We start from the raw sequence: 23,697 nt of genomic DNA on the forward strand, positions 1-23,697 counted from the left end.
GATTATTTCGCCACCTTCTTCTTCGAGTAGTCGCGTTTACGGGGCGCAATCAGTGATACATCGACATCCTGATATTCAAATTCCGGAGCTTCAAACGGACCGGCATGTTTAGCCATCGTCGTTTTGAGCCACTCATCGTCATTTCTTTCAGGGAAATCCGGTTTATAGTGCGCTCCCCGGCTTTCATTTCGGTTATATGCGCCGAGCGTGATGACTCTGGCAAGCTGAAGCATATTGGAGAACTGGCGGGTGAACATCGCCCCTTGGTTGCTCCATTTTGTCGTATCGTTGATATTGATTTTCTTAAAGCGTTCCATCAGCTCTTGGATTTTGTCATCCGTTTTCAAAAGCTTGTCGTTGTGGCGGACCACCGTGACGTTGGCCGTCATCCATTCTCCGAGCTCACGGTGAAGCACGTAGGCATTTTCGTCGCCGTCCATCTTCATGATATCGGCCCATTTTTCTTCTTCTTTTTTCACATAGGAATCAAATAATGAAGAAGACAGGTCTTCCGCTGATGTTTCAAGTCCGGAAACATATTTCACCGCATTCGGTCCGGCCACCATTCCTCCGTAGATGGCGGAAAGCAGAGAGTTCGCCCCTAAACGGTTTCCTCCGTGCATTGAATAGTCACATTCACCCGCTGCGAACAGTCCGCGGATGCTTGTCATCTGATCATAATCAACCCACAGTCCGCCCATCGAATAGTGAACGGCAGGGAAAATTTTCATCGGAAGCTTGCGCGGGTCATCGCCCATGAATTTTTCATAGATTTCGATAATGCCGCCAAGCTTAACGTCAAGCTCTTTCGGATCTTTGTGCGACAGATCGAGATACACCATGTTTTCTCCGTTGATGCCGAGTTTCTGATTCACGCACACGTCAAAGATTTCACGTGTCGCAATATCCCGCGGCACGAGGTTTCCGTAAGCCGGATATTTTTCCTCGAGGAAGTACCAAGGTTTTCCGTCTTTGTACGTCCAGACTCTTCCGCCCTCGCCGCGCGCCGATTCACTCATCAGACGCAGTTTATCGTCCCCCGGGATTGCTGTCGGGTGAATTTGGATAAATTCGCCGTTTGCATAATAAGCGCCCTGCTGATAGACGATTGATGCGGCAGATCCCGTATTGATCATGCTGTTTGTTGATTTTCCGAATACGATTCCGGGTCCTCCCGTCGCCATAATAACGGCGTCAGAACGGAATGACTCGATTTGCATATTGGTCAGATTTTGGGCTACGATACCGCGGCACGTGCGCTCATCGTCAAGAACGGCGCCGAGGAATTCCCAGCCTTCGTATTTTGTGACGAGACCCGCCACTTCATATCTGCGCACCTGCTCGTCCAGTGCGTAAAGAAGCTGCTGACCCGTCGTCGCTCCCGCGTAAGCGGTTCTGTGATGCTGTGTACCCCCGAAACGGCGGAAGTCCAAGAGCCCTTCCGGCGTTCTGTTAAACATAACCCCCATGCGGTCCAATAAGTGGATAATGGACGGCGCCGCTTCACACATCGCTTTTACAGGAGGCTGGTTTGCCAAAAAGTCGCCTCCGTATACCGTGTCATCAAAATGCTCAAACGGAGAGTCTCCTTCCCCTTTTGTGTTGACAGCTCCGTTTATCCCGCCCTGCGCGCAGACCGAGTGAGAGCGTTTGACCGGAACGATGGAAAACAATTTAACGGCCGTGCCTGATTCCGCTGCTTTAATTGTCGCCATGAGGCCGGCAAGACCCCCGCCGACTACGATAATGCTTGATTGACTCATGATAGCCCCTCTCCCTCTAGTAATCTAGTTCTCTTACACAAACGCAAAAATCGCTTTTAAACCTACGTATGAAAGCGCTAAAAATATAATCAGCGTCACGTAAGTCGAAATTCTTTGAGAACGCGGCGTGACCGTGATCCCCCATGTGACCGCAAAAGACCATAAGCCGTTTGAAAAGTGGAAAATGACCGATAAAACGCCTACAATGTAAAAACCGAGCATAAACGGCGAGCTCAGAATATTCGCCATCATATCGAAGTTGACTTCAGCGCCCATCTGCGCGGCAATCCGCGTCTGCCACACATGCCAGCTGACGAAAATAAGGGTGAGAATACCAGTGACACGCTGAAGCACAAACATCCAGTTTCTGAAATAACTGTAGTGGCCAGCGTTGTTTTTCGCAGTAAATGCTATGTACACACCGTAAACCGCATGATAAATTAAAGGTAAGAAAATAATAAAAATTTCTAACGCATACCTGAACGGCAGACTGTCCATAAAGCCGGCCGCCTTGTTAAACGCATCCGCTCCCCTTGCGGCAAATTGGTTGACGACTAAATGCTGGATCAAAAAGATGCCGACCGGAATAACACCGAGCAAGGAATGCAATCTTCGAAAATAAAACTCTCTGTTCCCAGACATTACTTTACCCCCTGTTTGATTTAAGTGCGAAATGTACTAAAATCTCTGCCCCCACTTCGTTTCAATTGTAAGCACTTTATTAAAATTTATTGACAATTTCATTTTACTCCTCCCTCAAAAGGGCGTCAAGAAAACGTGTACATAAATTATAATTTTCGGAATTGATTATCTGGAGGGAAAATTTTATTTTCCTGCGATATCTTTCTCACATTTTTTCGCGTGTTTTATAGGATCATCCTGTAATCCTCCCCCCTGTTTAAGCTATAATAAACGAAGGAGAGAGGGGAATACATAATATGAAGAATAATTATGAAGCAGCTTTAGAACCTTTAACTGAACTCGACGTCAGCGCATACGGCTACGAATTAATCCGGGAAATCGTGCTTCCGGATATCCTCGGTCCGGATCATTCATCGATGATGTATTGGGCGGGAAAACGCCTCGCCCGCAAATTTCCTCTTCAATCGTGGGAAGAAATCCCCGCCTTTTTTGAAAAAGCCGGCTGGGGAACTTTGACAAACGCAGGATCGAAAAAACAAGAACTGGAATTTGAACTGGAAGGACCGCTCGTATCCAGCAGGCTCAAACATCAGAAAGAGCCTTGTTTCCAGCTTGAAGCCGGTTTTATAGCCGAACAGATTCAATTGATGAACGATCAGATTGCAGAATCTTATGAACAGGTAAAAAAGAGAGCGGATAAAGTCGTCCTGACTGTAAAATGGGATATGAAGGACCCTGTATAATTGAAAAAGGCGGTGACTCAAAAGTCCCGCCTTTTTGCCTGCCCGTTTATACGGCAGACGGCTGTTTAGACAGCTCAAACGCATCATGAAGCGCTTCGACCGCTTTCACCATATCATTTTCGCTGACAACCGCTGATACTTTTATTTCGGATGTGCTTACCATTTTGACTTGTACATTTTTTTCCGCCAGTACGGCAAACATGTCCGCGGCGACGCCGGGATTTGAAACCATGCCCGACCCGACAATGGAGACTTTCGCCAGTTTTCTTTCGGTTTCAATTTTTTCATAGTTAAGCGCGTTTTTATATTCTTCAAGCACGGCGACCGTTTGGGCGGCATCTTCCGTTTTCACTGAGAAAGAAATATCCGCTTCCCCATCATCCGACTGTGTCTGAATAATGATGTCAACGTTGATGTTTCGTTTTGCCAGCGCGGTGAAGATTGTTGAAAGTGTTGTCAGTCCGCTTGCAAGGCCCGTGACGGACACCCTTGTGATCTGGTCTTCAAATGCAATTCCTCTGACGATTAAATTCTGCTCCATTGATGATTCCTCCTCAATTAATGTTCCGGCTTCATGTTCCGTGCTTGACCGCACTTCTAAAGGCACTTGGTAGTTTTTCGCGAACTCAACCGCCCGCGGGTGAAGAACACCCGCTCCGAGATTTGCAAGTTCCAGCATTTCATCATAAGAAATCCCCGCCAGTTTTCTCGCTGACCGGACATACCGCGGATCTGTCGTAAATACGCCCGGAACATCTGTATAAATGTCGCATTTATCCGCTTCCAGCGCTGCTGCAAGAGCGACCGCCGTCGTATCGGAACCGCCCCGTCCGAGCGTCGTGATGCCGCCGTCTTCCGTTACGCCCTGAAAACCGGCAACGACTGTAATTTTGCCTTCTGCAAGCTGCGAACGAATCGCCGTGATATCAATATCCGTAATTCTCGCATTGCCGTGAACGGCTTCCGTGCGGACACCCGCCTGCCAGCCCGTATAAGAGACGGCGTCATATCCTTTTTCCTGAAGCGCCATGGCCAAAAGCGAAATCGTGACCTGCTCCCCCGTAGACAAAAGCATATCCATCTCGCGTCTGCTTGGTTCAGATGTGATTTCAGCCGCGAGGTTAACGAGCGCGTCGGTTGATTTTCCCATTGCCGAAACGACGACTACGACATCATGGCCTTTTTGCTTTTCAGCAATGGCGCGATTTGCGGCATTTTGAATTTTTTCGGCAGAGCCGACGGAAGTGCCTCCGAATTTTTGTACGATAAGACCCATACTAGACCACCCTTTACATTTTGGTTCGTGCGGGTGAGGAGAAAAGAGCGTTTTGTCCACAATAAAAAAAGCAATGAGAGGAATAGCTCTCATTGCTTTTTCATATCAGTACGATTGATTATGAACAACGAGATAGCCCTCCAAGAAAATGAATTCTTGACAGCCTTACATTTATTTAATGCAAGGCCAGCAAATCACACCGATGGGATGTGATACACTTCGGCGACGCTCCCCTTTCAGCCTTTTTCGCAGAATCCATCATTCTCCAAAGGCTTACTATTGAAGTTCGCACCTCTATCTTCACCATATAACACGATCTTATGAAATTAGTTCACATTCTAGCAGATTTTTCAGAAAAGCACAATACTATTTTTTTAATTTTTCAAACAGCAGCTGGGCCGCCGCGGCCGGCACACCGGCTTTTTTGATATCGTCAAGGCTTGCTTCCTTCATCTTTTTGACAGATCCGAAATGTTTTAAGAGCATTTTTTTTCGTTTTTCGCCGATTCCGGGGATATCATCCAGAACGGATTGAAAGACGCTTTTTCCCCGGATCTGTCTGTGAAAGCTGATCGCAAAACGGTGAACTTCGTCCTGAATGCGCTGAAGCAGGTAAAACTCTTGGCTGTTCCGCTCCAGAAACACCGGTTCAAGCGGGTCGCCGATCAAAAGGTTCGATGTCCGGTGTTTATCATCTTTCGCCAATCCCGCTACCGGGACATCAAGGCCGAGCTCATTCTCGAGCACGTCGCGCGCCGCGTTAATCTGCCCTTTTCCGCCGTCAATGATGATTAAATCCGGCAGCGGAAGATTTTCGCGGAGCACCCTCGTGTATCTTCTTCTGACGACTTCCCTCATTGAGCCGTAATCGTCCGGCCCTGTTACGGTTTTAATTTTATATTTGCGATATTCCTTTTTATTCGGTTTTCCGTCTATAAAGACAATCATGGCCGATACGGGGTTTGTGCCTTGAATATTGGAGTTGTCAAACGCTTCAATCCGATGCGGGGTGTAAATATTCAGTGCGTCGCCGAGCCGTTCGGCTGCACCGATTGACCGTTCCTCATCCCGCTCGATTAACGAGAATTTTTCCCGCAGGGCGATTTTCGCATTTTTGTGCGCAAGCAAAAGCAGCTCTTTTTTCGGACCTTTTTTCGGCTGATGCACGGCGGTTTCCAACAGCTCGCCGATCATGTCCCTGTCAACGCTGTCAGGCACCAGAATTTCCTTAGGCAGAAAGTGATTGTTTTTGGAATAGAACTGGCCGATGAAGGTCAGAAACTCTTCATCCGCTTCCTGATACATCGGAAACATGCTGACATCGCGTTCGATCAGTTTTCCTTGGCGTATAAAAAAGACTTGGACGCACATCCAGCCTTTATCGTAGGCATATGCAAACACATCGCGGTCCAGAAGGTCATTCATGGTCATTTTCTGCTTCTCCATCGTCGATTCGATGTGAGCAAGCTGGTCGCGGAATTCTTTAGCCCGTTCAAATTCAAGCTTTTCGGCCGCTTCTGCCATTTTCGCTTCAAGCTCTTTTTTGATTTCGTTATGCCCTCCCTTTAAAAAACGGGTGATGTCTTCAACAATCTCGCGGTTTGTCTCCTCAGATATATCCTTTACACATGGGGCGAGGCATTGGCCGAGATGATAATAAAGACAGACGCGGTCCGGAAGCTTTGAGCATTTCCTGAGCGGGTAAAGGCGGTCCAGCAGTTTTTTCGTTTCCCGCGCCGCCTGCACATTCGGATACGGGCCGAAATAGCGTCCCTTGTCTTTTTTGACATTCCGGGTGACAATCAGCCGAGGATGACGTTCATGGGTGATTTTAATAAAGGGATAGGTTTTATCATCTTTCAGCATGACATTGTATTTCGGATCGTATTTTTTAATCAGATTCATTTCCAAAATAAGCGCTTCAAGATTGGAGGAAGTCACGATATATTCAAAGTCCTCAATCTCCGTCACAAGCCGTTGGGTTTTCGCGTCGTGAGAACCGGTGAAATAAGACCGCACCCTGTTTTTCAAGACTTTCGCTTTCCCCACGTAGATGACTGTTTTTTGACGGTCTTTCATTAAATAACAGCCCGGCTGATCGGGAAGGAGGGCCAGCTTTTCTTTCAGTTGTTTATTCATACGTTACCCTTCCTTACATTCATTTCTCGTGTCCATTCAGTGTATCACGAACATTTGTTTTTCTCCATTCTCAGCTTTTGGAAGATCAAAAAAGGCGATTCCCTTTCAAAGGAATCGCCCTGCCGTAACGGAAGCTTTCGGCTTACAGATGTTTGTTTACAAGCTCTTCAAGAGCTTCTTTCGGTTTGAAGCCGACAGATGTTTCAACGACTTCTCCGTCTTTTAGCACGAGAAGTGTCGGGATGCTCATGACGCCGTATTTACCGGCAGTTTCTTGGTTTTCATCCACGTCGATTTTGACGATTTTCAGTTTGTCTCCCATTTCTTGATCAAGCTCTTCAAGAACGGGCGCGATCATTTTACAAGGTCCGCACCAAGGAGCCCAGAAATCAGCCAATACGACACCTTCACTTGTTTCAGCTGAGAACGATTGATCAGTTGCTTTTACGATAGCCATTTGTTATTCCTCCAATTGTCAAATGATGATTTTTAGTATAGCATCTCCCATTCGTTCATGCTAATTTAATGCTTATATTATTTTCTCCCGAACCCGCCGGAAATAATCTTATTTATACAGTGTATTATAACCGGGCGGCGGGCGTTCAAAACTTAAGATGGACCTGCAGGCAGCGTGATTAATACAATCGCCATCGGAGGAAGCTCCGCCTCAAGTTTTCCTCCCTTTTGAGCAAACCCGGAAAACGGCTTCGGTTTGACGTTTTCCGGACTGCTGAATGTATTGTGGGCATTCATTTTTTCCGCGTGCAGAATCGTTCCCGAAGGCGTCCCTGTCTTTTTCATGCCCCGCAGTTCAATCTTCACGTCAGCTTTGTGCAGATGATCGATATTGCAAATGCTGATATGTATGTCTCCGTTCTGCTGTTTGGACGCTGAAATGCTGACTTGCGGGAGCCGGCCGTCATTCCATTCGTACCCGGCTGCATTTGTTTCTGCCGCCAAAAGAGATGCGTCCTGGTGCACCTTAAACATATCGAACACATGATACGTCGGCGTCAACAGCATTTCTTTCCCTTCTGTCAGGATCATTGCCTGAAGCACGTTGACGGTTTGCGCGATATTGGCCATCTGTACGCGGTCTGCGTGCTGATGAAAAATGTGAAAATGCGCGGCGGCGACAAGGGCGTCGCGGATCGTATTCTGCTGATACAGAAAGCCCGGATTTGTGCCCGGCTCAGGATCAAGCCACGTGCCCCATTCATCAATGATCAGCCCGACTCTTTTTTCGGGATCGTACTGATCCATGATGGCGCTGTGCCTTGTGATCAATTCATCCATATGCGCCGCTTTTTTCATCGTGATGAACCATTCATCTTCCGTAAACTCCGTCGCTGATCCTTTCCCCTTCCAGAAGTCGCCCGGTATTGTGTAATAATGCAGGCTCAGCCCGTCCATGAGATCCGCGGCTTTTTTCATTAAAGTTTCAGTCCAGCGGTAATCATCAACATTCGCGCCGCCGGCAATTTTATAGATTTCATTACCGCTGTAATTGCGGACATAGGTTTGGAATTTTCTGTAAAGGTCGGCATAATACTCAGGATGCATGTTTCCTCCGCAGCCCCAGTTCTCATTTCCTATTCCGAAATATTTCAGCTTCCACGGTGTTTCCCGCCCGTTTTCTTTTCTCCAGTCGGACATCGGGGTGCCTGCTTCAAACGTCATGTATTCAATCCAATCAGCCATTTCTTTAACCGTTCCGCTGCCGACGTTTCCGGCGATGTACGGTTCGCATCCGAGCAGTTCACAAAGCATCATAAACTCGTGCGTGCCGAATTCATTAGAATCAATCGTCCCGCCCCAATGGGTATTCAGCATTGTTTTGCGTTTCCCTACGCCGTTTGCCCAATGGTATTCATCAGCAAAACAGCCGCCCGGCCATCTGAGGACGGGAATCTGAAGCTGCTTGAGGGCGGCGGCGACATCCGTCCTGACCCCTCCGGTATTCGGAATATCGGAATCTTTTCCGACCCAGATGCCCTCATATATGCCTCTTCCCAGGTGTTCCGCGAAATGTCCGTATATGTTTTTATTAATGGTTCCCCGTGTGATATCAGTTTGAATGACTGCCGTATTGTGAGACAAACTTGATCATTCCTTCCCCTTAATAAGAATGAAAGCACTACAGCCGATCTATCTGGGATGTATGCTGTATGGATAAGTTTGTAAGCGCTTTACAAAAGCTTATTACATTGGTTCGTACATGTCAATCTGTTGTTTTATTAATCTATAATTTGTACGAACTAATTAACACAAACCAAAACCCTCTGACAAATAAGCCAGAGGGTTTTGATTATGAATGAATATTGGCATTTTTAAATTCCTGAGTCAGAAGCGGAACCACTTCGAACAAATCGCCGACAATTCCGTAGTCCGCTATTTTAAATATTTCCGCTTCCGGGTCTTTGTTAATGGCAACGATGACCTTACTGTTTGACATGCCCGCCAAATGCTGAATCGCTCCGGAAATTCCGCAGGCGATATACAAATCCGGCGTGACGACTTTTCCCGTCTGGCCGATTTGAAGAGAATAGTCGCAGTAGTCCGCGTCACATGCGCCGCGCGAAGCGCCCACCGCTGCTCCGAGCACCTCGGCAAGTTCTTTTAACGGTTCAAATCCATCTTTGCTTTTTACACCGCGGCCGCCTGCTACGATAATTTTCGCTTCTGATAAATCCACGCCGTCCGCCGTTTTTTTGACTACTTCTTCAATGACCGTCCGCAAATCTGCCGGAGGCGCCGCAAGCTCTTCAATATCACCCGCCCGGTTCGCGTCTTTTTCTAATGCCTGAATATTATTCGGACGAATTGTCGCCAGAATGAAAGGATCGGTTGAAATCACCTGTTCAAAGGCTTTGCCGGAATAGATCGGTCTTGTAAAAACGATGTTATCTCCGGTAACGCTTACATCCGTGCTGTCTGAAATCAGCCCCGTTTCAAACCGGGCCGCAAGCTTAGGTGACAAATCTTTTCCCATAGAAGTGTGGCCGAAAATGACCGCATCAGGCTTTTCATTTTCGATCAAATCCCCGAGAATTGCGGCATATCCGTCCGCCGTATACTGAGAAAGCCCCGGCGAATCGGCTGTAAATACTTTGTCGGCGCCGTACTGAATGAGTTCTGATGCTGCATCAGCCGCGCCCTTTCCCATCAGCACGCCGATGACATCTCCTCCGCCGGAAATGGTTTTGCCTGCGGCTATGGCTTCAAAGGTGACGTTCCGTAAGGCGCCGTCACGAATTTCTCCGAGTACGATCACTTTTTTTCCCATTCTGACATCCCCCAGTTTCTTTAATATCAGTTTATACGACTTTGGCTTCTTTTCTCAGCAGTGATACAAGCTCCTTCGCCTGCTCAGCGGCTTCTCCTTCGATCAGTCTGCCCGCTTCTTTTTGCGGCGGCAGAAAACGTTCGATCGTTTTGAGCTTCGGTGCGGCATCATCTTCATCAATGCCGAGATCATCGAGCTCAAGTTCTTCCAGCGGTTTTTTCTTCGCCTTCATAATGCCCGGAAGCGACGGATAGCGCGGCTCGTTTAAGCCTTGCTGTGCCGTGATGACTAAAGGAAGTGAGGTTTTAATGATTTCGGTATCCCCTTCGTTGTCTTTCTCTGCCGCAGCTTCATCGCCGCTGATTGTCAGTTTTGTAATCGTTGTGACGCAAGGAATGTTCAGCAGTTCGGCAAGCCTTGGAGCCACTTGGCCGGAACCGCCGTCAATCGCGACATTTCCGCCGAGAATCAGATCATATTCCCGGTCCTTGAAATAATGATATAAGATAGTTGAAACGGAGTATTGGTCAGGATCGCTCAGATCATCTTCAATATTGATTAACACCGCCTGGTCACAGCCCATCGCAAGGGCGGTTCTCAGTTCTTTCTCCGCATCTTCTCCGCCGACGGTTACGGCGGTCACGGTTCCGCCGTGCTCTTCCTTCAGCTGAATGGCTTCTTCAATGGCGTATTCATCATACGGATTAATGATAAATTCGGCCCCGTCCTCCTGAATCTTTCCTGCTTCAATGACGATTTTCTCTTCTGTGTCAAACGTCCGTTTCATCAGTACAAATAGATTCATATTCTTATCCCCTTTATCTTCGCCCACCGAATTGAGGCTTTCTTTTTTCGAGAAATGCCTGAATGCCTTCTTTTGCGTCATCTGATGCAAATGCTTCCCCAAAGCGCTTTGCTTCAAGCTTTAAGCCGCCGTCATAAGAATAGACCTTGTTTGAATAAAGGAGCTCAAGCAGAAAAGCCATCGACTGCGGGCTTTTTTCCGCAAACTTGCCCGCGAGCGTTTTCGCTTTTTGCAGCAGCTCTTCCTCATGTTCGGCGCCTATCGTGACAAGACCGAGGCTGAGCGCTTCTTCTCCGGTTACAGGTTCTGAAGTGCCGATCATTTCAAGCGCTTTCGCCGTACCGACGTACCGGGGAAGCCGCTGCGTCCCGGCAAAGCCCGGAATAATGCCGAGATTCAGCTCGGGCAGGCCGAGCTTTGCATCTAATGTAGCGATTCTGATATGGCAGGCCATGGCAAGCTCAAGGCCGCCGCCGAGCGCAGCGCCGTGAATCGCTGCGATAACGGGCTTCGGAAACCCTTCAATTCTTTCCATCAGCTGCTGGCCTTTATCCGCCATGGCAGAAGATTGCTCAAGATTTTCAAGCGACGTAAATTCCTTTATATCAGCGCCCGCCGAGAAAAATTTCCCCTCTCCGCGAATGATGATGCTTCTGACACTGTCATCTGTTTCACAGCGGTCGAACAGACCGGACAACTCATCTAAAACCGCGCCGGACAGCGCGTTTGCCGGCTGATGATTAATGGTGATCACCGCAACAGATTGTTCTACCGCCATCGAAAGGCTGTTCATCCGTCAACCCCCTTTAGTTTTGATGAATCCCTGACACCAACAGCTCCAATACCTTGTCTGACAAATCCGGAAGATCATATTTCTGATCGTTCATCACCCATGTTGTCACTGTTTCATCTATCGTCCCGAATATCATCTGCCGGGCGAGGCGGACGTCGAGATTATCTTTCCATTCGCCCGACTCGATTCCTTCGGTCAAAATGGTGTCCAGCATGTTTAAATAACCTTTTAAAATATCATTGATTTTCAGGCGCAGCTTGATATTCGACTGTCTGAGCTCAAGCTGGGTCACAATCGCGAGGTGGCGGTCATTGCCGAGCAGTGTGAAATGCTGCTTAATAACGAGAGCGAGTTTTTCTTTTGCCGTCGTTTTTTCTTTCACTTCTTCTTCCATGCGTTCAATGAACTGGCCCATCTTTTCTTTAAAAAGAGAAATGAGTATATCCTCTTTGTTTTTGAAATATAAATAGATGGTGCCGTCCGCAACGCCGGCCTGCTTGGCGATTTTGGACACCTGTGATTGGTGATAGCCGTTTTCCGCTATGACTTCTACTGCTGCATCAATAATCTGCATATACTTTGGCCGTTTTTGGTTCAATGTCATCGTTCCTTCCTTCGATAAATGAATGACTATTCATTCATAACTTCATGATAAAAAGGAATCCGGATTTTGTCAAGTTTTTCTTTTAAGGCACCTTGTTTTCATGGGAAGCATCTTCCTCTTCGACTAAACGCCTTCTTAATATTTTTCCAACGGCCGTTTTCGGAAGCTCTTTTCTGAATTCGTACAGCTTCGGGACTTTGTACGGCGCAAGCCGCTCTCTTGCAAACGCATCAAGCTCATCGGCATCTGCCTCGGCGCCTTTTTTCAAAACGATAAATGCTTTCACCGTTTCCCCTCTGTAGGAATCAGGGACGCCCGCTACCACGATTTCCTGAACGGCTTCATGCTCATAAAGCGCCTCCTCCACCTCCCGGGGGTAAATGTTGTATCCGCCGGCAATGATGATGTCTTTTTTCCTGTCGGCGATGTAGAAAAATCCTTCCTCATCCATATATCCCATATCTCCGGTAAACAGCCAGCCGTCTCTGATGACACGCGCCGTCTCCTCCTGCTTATTCCAATAGCCTTTCATGACCTGAGGGCCTTTTACGATCAGCTCGCCGTGTTCATACGGCTCCGCAAGCCCGCCTTTTTCTTCTGAATAGATTCCCGCATCGGTATTGGGCCAGGGACAGCCGATGCTGCCGGGTTTATTTTTTCCCCAGATGAAGTTTGAATGGGTAACCGGTGATGCTTCGGATAATCCGTAGCCTTCCACAAGCTTTCCTCCGGTCACTTTTTCAAATTTCTGTTTGACCTCAACCGGCAGTGCCGCTGAACCGCTCGGACAGCTTTCAATGGAGGACAGATCATACTTATTCAGCTCCGGGTGATGCAGCAGCCCGATGTAAATCGTCGGCGCCCCGGGGAAAACCGTCGGCTTCAGCCTGTCGATTGTTTTCAGGGTATCAAGAGGATTGAATTTAGGAAGAAGGATCATTTCACATCCCTGCATAATGGAAAAATTGAGCACTGCGGTCAATCCGTACACATGAAAAAAAGGCACGATGCCGAGCACCTTTTCGGCTCCCTTTTTCATTTTGTACATCCAGGCGGCGCACATTTCTGTATTGGCCTGAATGTTTCGGTGTGTGAGCATGACGCCTTTCGGATAGCCGGTTGTTCCGCCCGTGTATTGAAGCACGGCGATGTCATGCGCAGGGTCAATATCAAATGGCTCTGCTTCCTCCGCTTTTTCGTTTTTTAAAATATCCGCTAATTTGTGAATTTGTTCGCAGCCGTCATAATCAATATGCACCTGTTGTTTTTGCGTGAGCGTATAAAGCATATTTTTCGGAAACGGCAAAAAGTCTTTTATACTTGTTGTAATAATGCGTTCGACGAGTGATAACGTTTTCATTTTTATCACTTTCGGAAACAGCATATCGAGGGTGATGATCACGCGCGGCGCACTGTCTTTCAGCTGATACTCAAGCTCGTGTTCCGTGTAGAGAGGATTGGTCTGAACGACAATGCCGCCGGCAAACAATACGCCGTAAAAAGCGATGACCGACTGCGGACAATTGGGCAGCATAATGGCGGCTCTGTCACCTTTTTTCAGGCCTGTTTTGCGTAAAAAAGCGGCAAGCTTTAATGAATCTGTGAGAACGTCTTGGAATGTGAGTTTTTTTCCTAGAAAATAAATGGCGGTATGGTTCGGGAATTGAGCTGCGGAGTTTGTCAGATTGGATGGCAGGGTTTGATCGGTAAATTCAAGCTCATGCGGAATCTCTTCGGGATATTGAGAAAGCCATGGCTTTTCAGACTGCATAATACCTCTCCCTTCTGTTTTCCTATACGCTATTATTATAGCAGAAGGGTGATTGGAATGGGAAAGCGTTTCATGTGAAATTTCGAGTTTCATGAGGTGTTGAGTTTGCTGGAAACGCTGCATTTTGAAGAGGGAGTTCCTATCCTGCGCCAGCTGCCGAAGCCGATTACGTCGGCCGCCTTTTTGCTCCATCCCTTTGTCCGGATGCCGGATGGTCGGGAAGAGCAAAAGCGCAAACGGCCTTATGAACATATGTATCCGAGTGATGAGGAGATCATCGCGATGGGCAGACCCGTTTCCTGGCAAACCGTCATGAGCATTTGCGGCCCGCGTTCTGAAAAAGAAACGGCGCTTGCGCTTATGACTGCTGTCACGGCATTGCGGGAGGAATATGCACATCCTGAATCCGCCGAGCGGTTAAATCGGCTCCATCATCCCGATCTGTACTTGCCGAGCGATGATGTCACTTCGCCATTTTTGATTCCGGGACTTTTGGATGTGTTCCGTTCAAAAGGCATAAAGCGCTGCACTTATTATGAGCCTGTCGAAGAGAAAGGCCTATTTTCACTCAATCAAACGGCGGCTTCGGATGTATGCGGACTGCTGCGGGCTGACATGATCATTGCCGATGAAAAACGGCGCGCCGCTTTTATGAGCATATATGATTCTTTTACGACACTCTTTCTCATGGAAGAACAAGACATTCAGTCTGTCGTCCGCGCCATGAATTGGGAGTCCGTCATTTGCTCTGATACGGCCTGCATAAACTGGTATTCTCAATAAAAAAGGCTGCCGATTTGAGTTCGGCAGCCTTTTTTCAGTATTAAGATGTCATGACCAGATAAATAAGTCCGATGAACAGAAAAATCCCCGCTGCCGACAGCAGCACTTTCGCAAGCTTCTCCATTTTTCCCCGTCCCCTTAAATCCCGGCGGCCACCACAAATGACAGGCCGACTGAGATGACAAATGAAATAAAGCCGACAGCTCTGTTATCTTTTTCAATTTCTTTATCAATTTTAAACCGGGGCGTCAGAAATTCAAAGATAAAATAGCTGATTAAAAGCATAATAAATCCGTATACGCCCCAGCCGATCATTTGCAAAAGCGAATTATGCTGGGCGATGCTGTGCTGAAAGACATTTGCGATACCGAGAATTTTCCCTCCGGTCGCCATTGCCACCGCAAGATTGCCTTTTTGGATTTCCACCCAGTTTTTATAGGATGTTACCAATTCAAACACGGTCAGAAAAATGACGAGACACAAGACGGCAACACTGTAATAAGCCGCGATTTCAACAAGCTCATTTTCCCAAAAAGCATTCATGACGTTTTCTCCCTTTTTATTTTAGTTCGACAATCGTTACGCCTGATCCTCCTTCTCCCGCTTCCCCGAACCGCGAGCTTTTCACGCTGCGGTGGTTTTTCAGAAGATCCTGCACCCCTTTTCGGAGGGCGCCCGTGCCTTTTCCGTGAATGATGGACACTCTCGGATAGCCGGCGAGCACCGCGTCATCTAAATATTTTTCGACGCGGCTGAGGGCGTTTTCGTAACGCTCTCCCCTGAGGTCAAGTTCAAGGGATACGTGATAATCCTTCCCTTTTACGGCGGTGATTGCTTTTTCTTTTTTCGGTTCAGGAGCCGATTTGAGAAACTCAAGATCTTTTTCCTTCACCTTCATTTTAAGGATGCCGATTTGGACGTTCCATTCTTTCTCGCCGGTTTTTTCAAGCAGCGCCCCTTTTTGTCCGAATGTGAGCACCTTTACTTCGTCGCCCGGCTTCAGCTCGCGTTTTTTCTCTGTTTTTCTTTCCGGCTGCTTTGATTTTTCAAAAGCCGGCATCGCGTCTCCGAGACGTTTTTTGGCGTCAATCAGCTCGTGTTCCTTAAAGGATCTGTGTTCTTGCTTGATGGACCTGAGCTCGCGGATAATCTGTTCGGCTTCATTTGCGGCGGCTTCCAGTTTTTCCGCAGCTTTCCGCTCGGCTTCTTCCATCATTTTATCTTTTTGGGCATTCAGTTCAATGATTTGCTGCTGAAGCTCTTTGTGCAGTTTTTCTGCTTCTTTTCTGAGTGATTCGGTTTCAGAAAGCTCTTCATCCGCTCTTTTTTTGCTTTTTTCAAGCGATGCGATCATCAGATCGACTTCGTTATGTTCGGCGGTCATTTCTGACTTCGCCTGGCCGATGATATGCTCCGGAAGCCCAAGGCGTCTTGAGATTTCAAATGCGTTGCTTCGGCCCGGCACTCCGATCAGAAGTTTATAGGTAGGCGAAAGCGTTTCAATGTCAAATTCAACGCTGGCATTCATGACGCCTTGTCTGTTATATCCGTATGCTTTCAGTTCCGGATAATGGGTTGTCGCAAGCACTCTGGCGTTTGTCCGGTGAACTTCGTCAAGGATGCTCATGGCAAGCGCCGCCCCTTCCTGCGGATCTGTTCCGGCACCGAGTTCGTCAAACAGCACAAGACTGTTTTCAGACACGTCTTTTAAAATATTGACGATATTGACCATGTGAGATGAGAACGTACTCAGACTTTGTTCGATCGACTGTTCATCGCCGATATCGGCAAACACATTGTCAAATACGGCTGCTTCCGAGCCCTCGTCAGCCGGTATGTGCAATCCTGCCTGCGCCATTATCGTCAGCAGCCCGAGTGTTTTTAACGTAACGGTTTTACCGCCCGTATTCGGTCCCGTGATGACGATCGTTGAATAATCTCCGCCCAGTTCAATATCGTTGGCCACGACTTGATCTTGGGGCAGCAGCGGATGGCGCGCTTTTTTCAGACGGATAAAGCCGTCTCCGTTCATGAATGGTTTTGTCGCCTTCATTGCTTTTGCGTATCTCGCCTTGGCGAAAATGAAATCCAGTGTCTGCAGCACTTCCACATTTTGAGCGATTTCTTGTGTGTGTTCAGCCGTATGCTCCGTCAGCATCCGGAGAATCCGTTCGATTTCCTGTTTTTCTTTTACTTTCGCCTGCTGAAGCGAGTTGTTCATATCTACGATCGCCTGCGGTTCAATAAACAGTGTAGCACCGGATGAAGATGTATCGTGGACAATTCCGCCGTAGCTTGATCTGTATTCCTGTTTGACCGGGATGACAAAGCGGTCATTCCGAATCGTAACGATGGTGTCAGACAGCATTTTAGAAGCGGAAGATGAACGCAGCATCGATTCAAGCCGGTCTCTGACTCTTGATTCAAGCGTCCTGAGCTGCGTGCGGATTCCCCTTAAAGCGGGAGACGCATGATCAAGCACTTCACCATGGTCATCAATGCAGGAGTTAATCTCCCTTTCCAAATCGCCTAATGTAATCAGCTCTTCTGCATGGGCCTGTATCAGCGGTATGCCGACGCCGTCTTCTGTCATTTGGCTGATAAAATGCTTCATTTGTTTAACGGCATACAGCAGCCCGGACAATTCGGTGAATTCCGCCGGCGTCAGCACACTGCCGATTTCCGCCCGCCGTAAAGCGGATCTTATGTCGGTCAGGCCGCCGAACGGAGCATGGCCTCGCAAGCGCATGACCGCGGATGCTTCTTCGACTTCATCCAGCTGTTTTTGGATGTCGGCGAGATCCGTCAAAGGTTTCAGCTGCAGAAGCTTCTCCCTGCCGAGCGATGAGGCGGCATGTGCGGTAATCTGTTCTTTTACTTTATGAAATTCAAGTGATGATAACACTTTTTGCTGCACGGTTTTATGGTCCTCCTTACTTAATCATTGCGCGTCAGAAATGCTTTGACCTCATGTAACGGCCGGGCGTTTAACACATGTTTTGTCTCTGTCCAGCCTTTGCGCGCAGCGGTCACGCCCGTTTTCATATCATCGAGCATCTCGATATTATGGGCATCGGTATTAATGACCAAAGTCACACCTTTTTCATTTGCTTTGATCAGATGCTCAGTCCGTAAATCGAGGCGCGCGGGGTTTGCATTCAGTTCAAGCGCCGTATTTGTTTTGGCTGCGAGCTCAATCAGCATGTCGATGTCGACTTCATAGCCGGCCCGTCTGCCGATCAGGCGTCCCGTCGGGTGGGCGATAATGTCCACGTGCTTATTCGTCAGCGCCTGTTCAAGCCGTTTCATAATGACATGCTCCGGCTGGCTGAAGCTTGAATGAATAGATGCGATGACAAGATCCATTTCAGACAGAACGCTGTCATCATAATCAAGCGAACCGTCGGGGAGAATGTCCATTTCTACGCCTTTAAAAATATGAAAATTTTCAAATTCAGCGTTTAACGCGTCAATTTCTTCCGCCTGTTTTCTGAGCCGTTCGGCCGTTAACCCGTTGGCTACCTTTAAATATTGGGAATGGTCGGTGATCGCCATGTACTGGTAGCCTTTTTCCATACATGCTTCTGCCATTTCTCTGATGGAAAAAGCGCCGTCACTCCAGGCTGAATGCATGTGGAGATCGCCTTTTATCGCTTTATGCTCCACAAGGTCCGTTTCTTCCCGGTACGTGTCGACCTCCTGCCCGCTTTCTCTGAGCTCAGGAGGAATAAACGGCAGACCGAAGTGGGCGTAAAACGCTTCTTCGCTCGGGAATGTTTTGACGTCTCCCGTTTCTATGGTTTCTACTCCGTATTCACTGATCCGTTCACCGCGCTCTTTCGCCAGCTGGCGCATTTTAATGTTGTGATCTTTAGAACCGGTAAAATGATGCAGTGTGGTGGCAAACTGTTCCTCTGTCACAAGCCGGAAATCCACACTCGTCTCGTATTCAAAGGTCAGGATAACCGATACTTTTGTATCCCCGCCCGCTATCACGTCTTTTACGTTCGGGAGGGAAAGAAGCTGTTCTCTGACAGCCTCCGGATGATCTGTAGCGATAATGTAATCCAGATCTTTTACGGTTTCCCGCGCTCTTCTGAGACTGCCGGCCCGAGAATATTTCTGAATATCCGTCAGCCGGGCCAAATGTTCTTCAATGACTGAGGCAATGCTGAGCGCATAGCCGATCGGAAACCGTTCCGGCTGTTTTCCGGCTTCTCCGAGAGCCTGGAGGATTTTCTCCTCCGTTTTTTTGCCGAAACCGGCGAGCCCCTGTACTTTTTGCTGCTCGCATGCTTCTTTCAGCGATTCCGCGTCATGAACGCCAAGCTCCTGGTACAGCTTGGCGATTTTTTTGCCGCCGAGGCCCGGAAGCTTCAAAAGAGGAACCAAGCCTTCCGGGACTTCTTTCTGCAATTGGAGAAGCGTGCCGGACACACCTTCCTGCATATATTCACGAATGACGCCGTAGGTGCCTTTTCCGATTCCGGATAAAGACATCATGTCGTCGATTTCCGACAGGCTGCGGTCATCCTGCTCAAGCGCCGCCGCCGCTTTTCGGAAGGCTGATATTTTAAACGGGTTGTCCCCTTTCAGTTCCATATAGACCGCAATCGTTTCAAGCAGCCTGATGATATCTTTTTTATGCATACTGTTAACCCCCAGTCGTTTCCTGCTTTTCATCATACAAATTTTTCTCTTCCGGCACAACTGACGCAGAGCTTGAAAAAAACTTCTCCGGTCAAGAGAAGTTTTTTATGCCCCGTACTGGGCCCACAGTTCTTGCAGGAGCCCCGACAGATACGGCGTATGATGTGTGATGATATTTGCAAGCGTCGATTGTGCGAGCATATCCTGAAGCGCGCTTACCGGCAGTACGGATGCGACGTATAACAGGATAAACGCAAATAAATAGACTTCCAGAAATCCAAGCACCCCGCCCAGCAGTTTGTTGATCTGTTTAATGACCGGAATGCCGGCGATGATATTAAGCGCCGCTCCGATAATCCGGAGCAGGATCTTTGCGATGATAAACAAAATGACAAACGCGATCGCGTTGTAATAAGCCGTCTCCACGTTTCCTTTAATAAAAGACAGAGCCGCCTGCCCGCCGGAAAAATCAGGGGCGGGTATAAAGCTCAGATGCGGGGCCAGGTTTTTGTAAAAAAGCGCCGCAAACGCAATCGAGAGGATGAAACTCGTCAAGTATATAAATTGGAGGATAAATCCTCTTTTTAATCCAAGCAATGTGCCCATTAAGAGCAGAACTAAGATGATGATATCTATCATATGGTGTTCATTCCTTTTCTTTAAGCTGCCGCTCCAGTATTTCATATTTTTCTTGCAGTTTCATATAATCATGCACGACATTGACCGCAGTCAATACAGCGAGCTTATTTATATCAAGATATGGATTTTTCTCGTTGATTTCTCTCATTTTATCATCAACCATTCCGGCCACATGGCGCATGTGCGCTTTGCTTTCTTCCCCGATAATGGTGAAGTGCTGGCCGTAAATGTTTACTGTCGTTTTGGTTTTTTTGCCGTCAGACAACGTTTCTCCTCCATTCCGCGAGAATCCTAGTTCCTATCATACCACGATTATCGTTTGAATGGAAAGACGAGCCTCGGGCTGTTATGATACACTGGTATATACAGTGAAAAGTGCCAAAAAAGGAGATTATATCGTGTCCCATTCTGTTATAAAAGTATCCGCTTCCGCTATGGAACAAATGAAACAATCCTATGCCGGCTCCCTTACTCCCGCCGTTCCGCAGGGCGCCGTCTTCCAGGCCAAGCCCCCGGGCTGTACCATTACAGCCTACCGCTCGGGCAAGGTTCTCTTTCAAGGAAAAAACGCCGGCACAGAAGCGGCCCGCTGGGGAACGGCTGAGGCGCCGAAGGCAAAGAAAACCGTCAAAAAAGCGGCCGACCCGGTTTACGCTCCCCCGGCGGGCATTGCCTCCATGTCAGTGATCGGCTCTGATGAAGTCGGAACAGGCGATTACTTCGGGCCGATAACGGTTGCCTGCGCTTACGCCGACAAAACAAAGCTTTCTTTAATGAAAGAACTCGGTGTGAAGGATTCGAAGGATTTAAAAGATCCGCAGATTATTGAAATCGCCAAACTGTTAATTAAAACCATTCCTTACAGCCTGCTTGTGTTGAAAAACGAAAAATACAATCAGATGCAGGAAAAAGGCATGAGCCAAGGAAAAATGAAGGCGCTCCTTCATAATCAGGCGATTTCCAATCTGCTGAGAAAAATGAACGGCGTTAAACCGGAAGCGATTCTGATTGACCAATTTGCAGAGCCCGGCATTTATTTTAAGCATCTTTCCGGACGGGATATCGTAAAAGAAAAAACGTTTTTCAGCACGAAAGCGGAAAGCATACATCTTTCCGTCGCCGCAGCCTCTATCATTGCGCGATATTCTTTCTTAATTGAAATGGATAAGCTTTCCCGTGAGGCTGGGATGACGATTCCAAAAGGCGCGGGGCCGCACGTCGATGAAGCTGCCGCCAAGCTGATCATCAATAAGGGAGAAGGTGCGCTCAGAACGTTCACCAAACTTCATTTTGCCAATACGCAAAAAGCGAAACGCCTTGTAGAACGGAAACGGTCATAATAAAAAAAGCTTGCAGAATGATCTGCAAGCTTTTTCTTTATCCTCTTAATACGGCCTGATACGTTTCTTCCAGCGCTTTCAGCACGTTTTCATGTACTTTTGTCACTTCTTCTTCTGTCAATGTTTGTTCAGGGTTAACATATTGGAGCGAGAAGGCGACGGATTTTTTGCCCTCTTCCATATGCTCACCTTCGTACACATCAAATACGGTGACTTCTTTCAGCAGCGCGCCGCCGGCTTCTTTGATCACGGCTTCGAGCTGTCCGCTTGTAACGGTTTTATCTGCCACAAGCGCAATGTCGCGCGTGACGTACGGGTACTTCGGAATCGGCGTATACACGACAGGTTCTGTTTCCTCGGTCAGAAGCGCGTGCAGATCTAGCTCGAACACATACGTTTCTTTGATATCCAGCTCTTTTTCCATTGCCGGATGCACCTGGCCGATAAATCCGGCAAGCGAACCGTTCAATAGAATGTTTGCCGTCCGGCCGGGATGCATGTTTTTGCGTTCTGACTGGACAAATTCAACCCGGTCTGACACATTCAATTGATGCAGCAGGCCTTCAACGATTCCTTTGGCGACGAAGAAATCAACCGGCTTTTTCTCACCCTGCCATAAATTTTTACGCCACAATCCGGTTACAGCTCCGGCAACCCGTTCTTTTTCAACCGGTTTTGTGTTTTCTTCTTTCGTCAGAAATACAGAACCCGTTTCATATAAAGCAACGGAATCAGTCTGTCTGGCCAGATTGTATGAAACGGCTTCAAGAAGATTCGGTACGAGACTGTGTCTGAGAATGCTTCTTTCTTCGCTCATCGGCAGAGCAAGCATCGTGTTGAATGATTTTTCGATCGCAAAAGCGGCCGCTTTTTTATCATTCGTTAATGAATAAGTGGTCGCTTGTGAAAGACCCGCTCCTTCAAGGAAACGTCTCACTTTCCGGCGTTTTGCCTGATACGGTGTCAAGCCGCCTGTCGTGCCGGCCGTTTCCGGAAGCGTGGACGGAATATTGTCATACCCGTACAATCTCGCCGCTTCTTCAATCAGGTCTTCTTCTATTCTAATATCTCCGCGGCGGGACGGCACTGTTACGACGAGAACGTCTTCAGCTTCACCGACTGCAAACCCGAGGCGCTTGTAAATGCTGATGATTTCTTCTTTAGCGATTGCCATGCCAAGCACGGCGTTCACTTTTTCAACAGACACGTGAATGTTGTTTGCTTCGATTTTCAGATGGTTTTCTTCAACCGTGCCTGAGAGCACTTCTCCGCCGGCATATGCCTGAATGAGACTGCAGGCCCGTTCAGCCGCCAGCAAAACGCGGGCCGGATCAATGCCTTTTTCATATCTGGCGCTCGCTTCGCTTCTCAGTCCGAGGTCTCTCGACGCTTTGCGGACGGTCTGTCCGTCGAAATAAGCGGCTTCCAGTAAAATCGCAGTGGTGTCTTCGCGGACTTCAGACTCAGCTCCGCCCATGACTCCCGCAACGGCTTGCGCTTTTTTTCCGTTTGTGATGACCAAATGGCTGCTTGACAGCTTGCGCTCTTGTTCATCCAGCGTCACGATGGTTTCGTTTTCCGCCGCTTTTCTGACGACGACCTCTTTTGAACCGAACCGGTCGTAATCGAAAGCGTGAAGCGGCTGTCCGTACTCAAGGAGGACGAAGTTTGTAATGTCCACGACGTTATTATGCGGGCGGATGCCTGCATTCATCAGCTTCGTCTGCATCCAAAGCGGTGACGGGCCGATTTTGACGTTTTTAATGATTTTTGCGGCATAATGCGGATTGGCCTGCGTATCTTCAATCTTGACGGAAACAGCATCCGCCGCTTTTTCTGCCGCTTTTTCATATGAAGCCTCCGGAAGCTTTACCTCTGCGCCGAGGATAGCCGCCACTTCATAAGCCACGCCAAGCATGTTCATCGCGTCGGCGCGGTTCGGCGTTAAGCCCAATTCTAAAATCGCATCATCAAGCTGAAGGGCCGCCATTGCGTCAGCTCCCGTTTCAGCATCATTCGGAAAAACGAAAATGCCTTCCGCATATTCTTTCGCCACGAGCTTGCTCTCAATGCCAAGCTCCTGAAGGGAACAGATCATGCCGTGAGACGCTTCGCCGCGCAGCTTGGCTTTTTTAATTTTGAAATTGCCGGGAAGCACGGCTCCGACCGTTGCAACGGCAACCTTCTGTCCTTTATCAACATTCGGGGCGCCGCAGATAATCTGCACGGGTTCCTCCGCACCGATATCAACAAGGCATTTGTTGAGTTTGTCGGCATTCGGATGCTGTTCACGCTCAAGCACGTGTCCGATGACAACGCCTTTTACGCCCTCCCCTTTATACTCGATACCCTCAACTTCAATACCGGCTCTCGTAATTTTTTCTGCAAGCACGGCCGGGTCGATTCCCTGCAAGTCAACGTAATCTTCTAACCATTTATATGAAACAAACATGTGTATCCTCC

General features: G+C 48.1%; 20 protein-coding genes and 1 riboswitch. Of the genes, 3 read left to right on the forward strand and 17 right to left on the reverse strand.

The window, feature by feature from the left end:
• Positions 1-2: 2 nt before the first annotated feature.
• Together sdhA and sdhC are read right to left on the reverse strand one after the other, a co-directional pair.
• On the reverse strand, positions 3-1,763 hold the full coding sequence (gene sdhA, locus HAP68_RS13170; protein WP_003152573.1) for a succinate dehydrogenase flavoprotein subunit: 1,761 nt from the start codon (positions 1,761-1,763) through the stop codon (positions 3-5).
• Positions 1,764-1,796: 33 nt separating this feature from the next.
• Positions 1,797-2,405, reverse strand: a complete 609-nt coding sequence (gene sdhC / locus HAP68_RS13175) for a succinate dehydrogenase cytochrome B558 (protein ID WP_003152571.1) — start codon at positions 2,403-2,405, stop codon at positions 1,797-1,799.
• A 296-nt stretch (positions 2,406-2,701) separates the two neighbouring features.
• Between sdhC and HAP68_RS13180 the strand changes: the two genes are divergently transcribed.
• Entirely contained in the window at positions 2,702-3,148 is a 447-nt protein-coding gene (locus HAP68_RS13180; RefSeq protein WP_003152568.1) for a YslB family protein, read from the forward strand.
• A 46-nt stretch (positions 3,149-3,194) separates the two neighbouring features.
• On the opposite strand, the gene HAP68_RS13185 is transcribed toward HAP68_RS13180, so the two are convergent.
• From HAP68_RS13185 to HAP68_RS13225, 9 genes are all read right to left on the reverse strand, one after another.
• Positions 3,195-4,424, reverse strand: coding sequence for an aspartate kinase (locus HAP68_RS13185; protein ID WP_014305531.1), 1,230 nt, complete (start codon positions 4,422-4,424; stop codon positions 3,195-3,197).
• Between the two features lie 125 nt (positions 4,425-4,549).
• Positions 4,550-4,729, reverse strand: a riboswitch (Lysine riboswitch).
• Between the two features lie 61 nt (positions 4,730-4,790).
• Positions 4,791-6,563, reverse strand: coding sequence for an excinuclease ABC subunit UvrC (uvrC, locus tag HAP68_RS13190; protein WP_024085669.1), 1,773 nt, complete (start codon positions 6,561-6,563; stop codon positions 4,791-4,793).
• Positions 6,564-6,705: 142 nt separating this feature from the next.
• Positions 6,706-7,020 (reverse strand): thioredoxin, encoded by a 315-nt coding sequence (gene trxA / locus HAP68_RS13195; protein WP_003152560.1) that lies wholly within the window; start codon positions 7,018-7,020, stop codon positions 6,706-6,708.
• A gap of 152 nt (positions 7,021-7,172) precedes the next feature.
• Positions 7,173-8,663, reverse strand: a complete 1,491-nt coding sequence (locus tag HAP68_RS13200; protein ID WP_024085670.1) for an alpha-N-arabinofuranosidase — start codon at positions 8,661-8,663, stop codon at positions 7,173-7,175.
• A gap of 208 nt (positions 8,664-8,871) precedes the next feature.
• On the reverse strand, positions 8,872-9,849 hold the full coding sequence (locus HAP68_RS13205) for an electron transfer flavoprotein subunit alpha/FixB family protein (protein WP_003152553.1): 978 nt from the start codon (positions 9,847-9,849) through the stop codon (positions 8,872-8,874).
• Between the two features lie 31 nt (positions 9,850-9,880).
• Entirely contained in the window at positions 9,881-10,654 is a 774-nt protein-coding gene (locus HAP68_RS13210; RefSeq protein WP_003152551.1) for an electron transfer flavoprotein subunit beta/FixA family protein, read from the reverse strand.
• A gap of 13 nt (positions 10,655-10,667) precedes the next feature.
• Entirely contained in the window at positions 10,668-11,447 is a 780-nt protein-coding gene (locus HAP68_RS13215) for an enoyl-CoA hydratase (RefSeq protein ID WP_024085671.1), read from the reverse strand.
• Between the two features lie 13 nt (positions 11,448-11,460).
• Positions 11,461-12,045, reverse strand: a complete 585-nt coding sequence (locus HAP68_RS13220; RefSeq protein WP_014470798.1) for a TetR/AcrR family transcriptional regulator — start codon at positions 12,043-12,045, stop codon at positions 11,461-11,463.
• Positions 12,046-12,133: 88 nt separating this feature from the next.
• On the reverse strand, positions 12,134-13,822 hold the full coding sequence (locus tag HAP68_RS13225) for an AMP-binding protein (RefSeq protein WP_003152545.1): 1,689 nt from the start codon (positions 13,820-13,822) through the stop codon (positions 12,134-12,136).
• Positions 13,823-13,927: 105 nt separating this feature from the next.
• Between HAP68_RS13225 and HAP68_RS13230 the strand changes: the two genes are divergently transcribed.
• A complete protein-coding gene (locus tag HAP68_RS13230; RefSeq protein WP_015387881.1) occupies positions 13,928-14,605 on the forward strand; it encodes a DUF2711 family protein in 678 nt (225 codons plus the stop codon).
• A gap of 138 nt (positions 14,606-14,743) precedes the next feature.
• Here HAP68_RS13230 and HAP68_RS13235 read toward each other — a convergent pair whose 3' ends face one another.
• The 5 genes from HAP68_RS13235 to zapA form a co-directional block, all read right to left on the reverse strand.
• Positions 14,744-15,148 (reverse strand): DUF350 domain-containing protein, encoded by a 405-nt coding sequence (locus HAP68_RS13235; protein ID WP_003152541.1) that lies wholly within the window; start codon positions 15,146-15,148, stop codon positions 14,744-14,746.
• A 16-nt stretch (positions 15,149-15,164) separates the two neighbouring features.
• Positions 15,165-17,522 carry an endonuclease MutS2 gene (locus HAP68_RS13240; protein ID WP_015387880.1) on the reverse strand — a complete coding sequence of 786 codons (2,358 nt, stop codon included), beginning with the start codon at positions 17,520-17,522 and terminating at the stop codon, positions 15,165-15,167.
• 20 nt (positions 17,523-17,542) lie between these two features.
• Positions 17,543-19,255, reverse strand: coding sequence for a DNA polymerase/3'-5' exonuclease PolX (gene polX / locus HAP68_RS13245; protein ID WP_015387879.1), 1,713 nt, complete (start codon positions 19,253-19,255; stop codon positions 17,543-17,545).
• Positions 19,256-19,360: 105 nt separating this feature from the next.
• Entirely contained in the window at positions 19,361-19,894 is a 534-nt protein-coding gene (locus tag HAP68_RS13250; protein WP_003152534.1) for a CvpA family protein, read from the reverse strand.
• Between the two features lie 7 nt (positions 19,895-19,901).
• The gene (gene zapA / locus HAP68_RS13255) at positions 19,902-20,159 is read right to left on the reverse strand and encodes a cell division protein ZapA (RefSeq protein ID WP_003152533.1); all 258 of its coding nucleotides are present in this window, start codon (positions 20,157-20,159) and stop codon (positions 19,902-19,904) included.
• Between the two features lie 133 nt (positions 20,160-20,292).
• On the opposite strand from zapA, the gene rnhC reads away from it, so the two are divergent.
• Positions 20,293-21,234, forward strand: coding sequence for a ribonuclease HIII (gene rnhC, locus HAP68_RS13260; protein WP_003152532.1), 942 nt, complete (start codon positions 20,293-20,295; stop codon positions 21,232-21,234).
• A gap of 37 nt (positions 21,235-21,271) precedes the next feature.
• Here rnhC and pheT read toward each other — a convergent pair whose 3' ends face one another.
• Positions 21,272-23,686, reverse strand: coding sequence for a phenylalanine--tRNA ligase subunit beta (pheT, locus tag HAP68_RS13265; RefSeq protein ID WP_015387878.1), 2,415 nt, complete (start codon positions 23,684-23,686; stop codon positions 21,272-21,274).
• Positions 23,687-23,697 lie beyond the last annotated feature (11 nt).

This window comes from Bacillus sp. Bvel1, from assembly GCF_014872755.1.
Classification (GTDB): domain Bacteria; phylum Bacillota; class Bacilli; order Bacillales; family Bacillaceae; genus Bacillus; species Bacillus velezensis.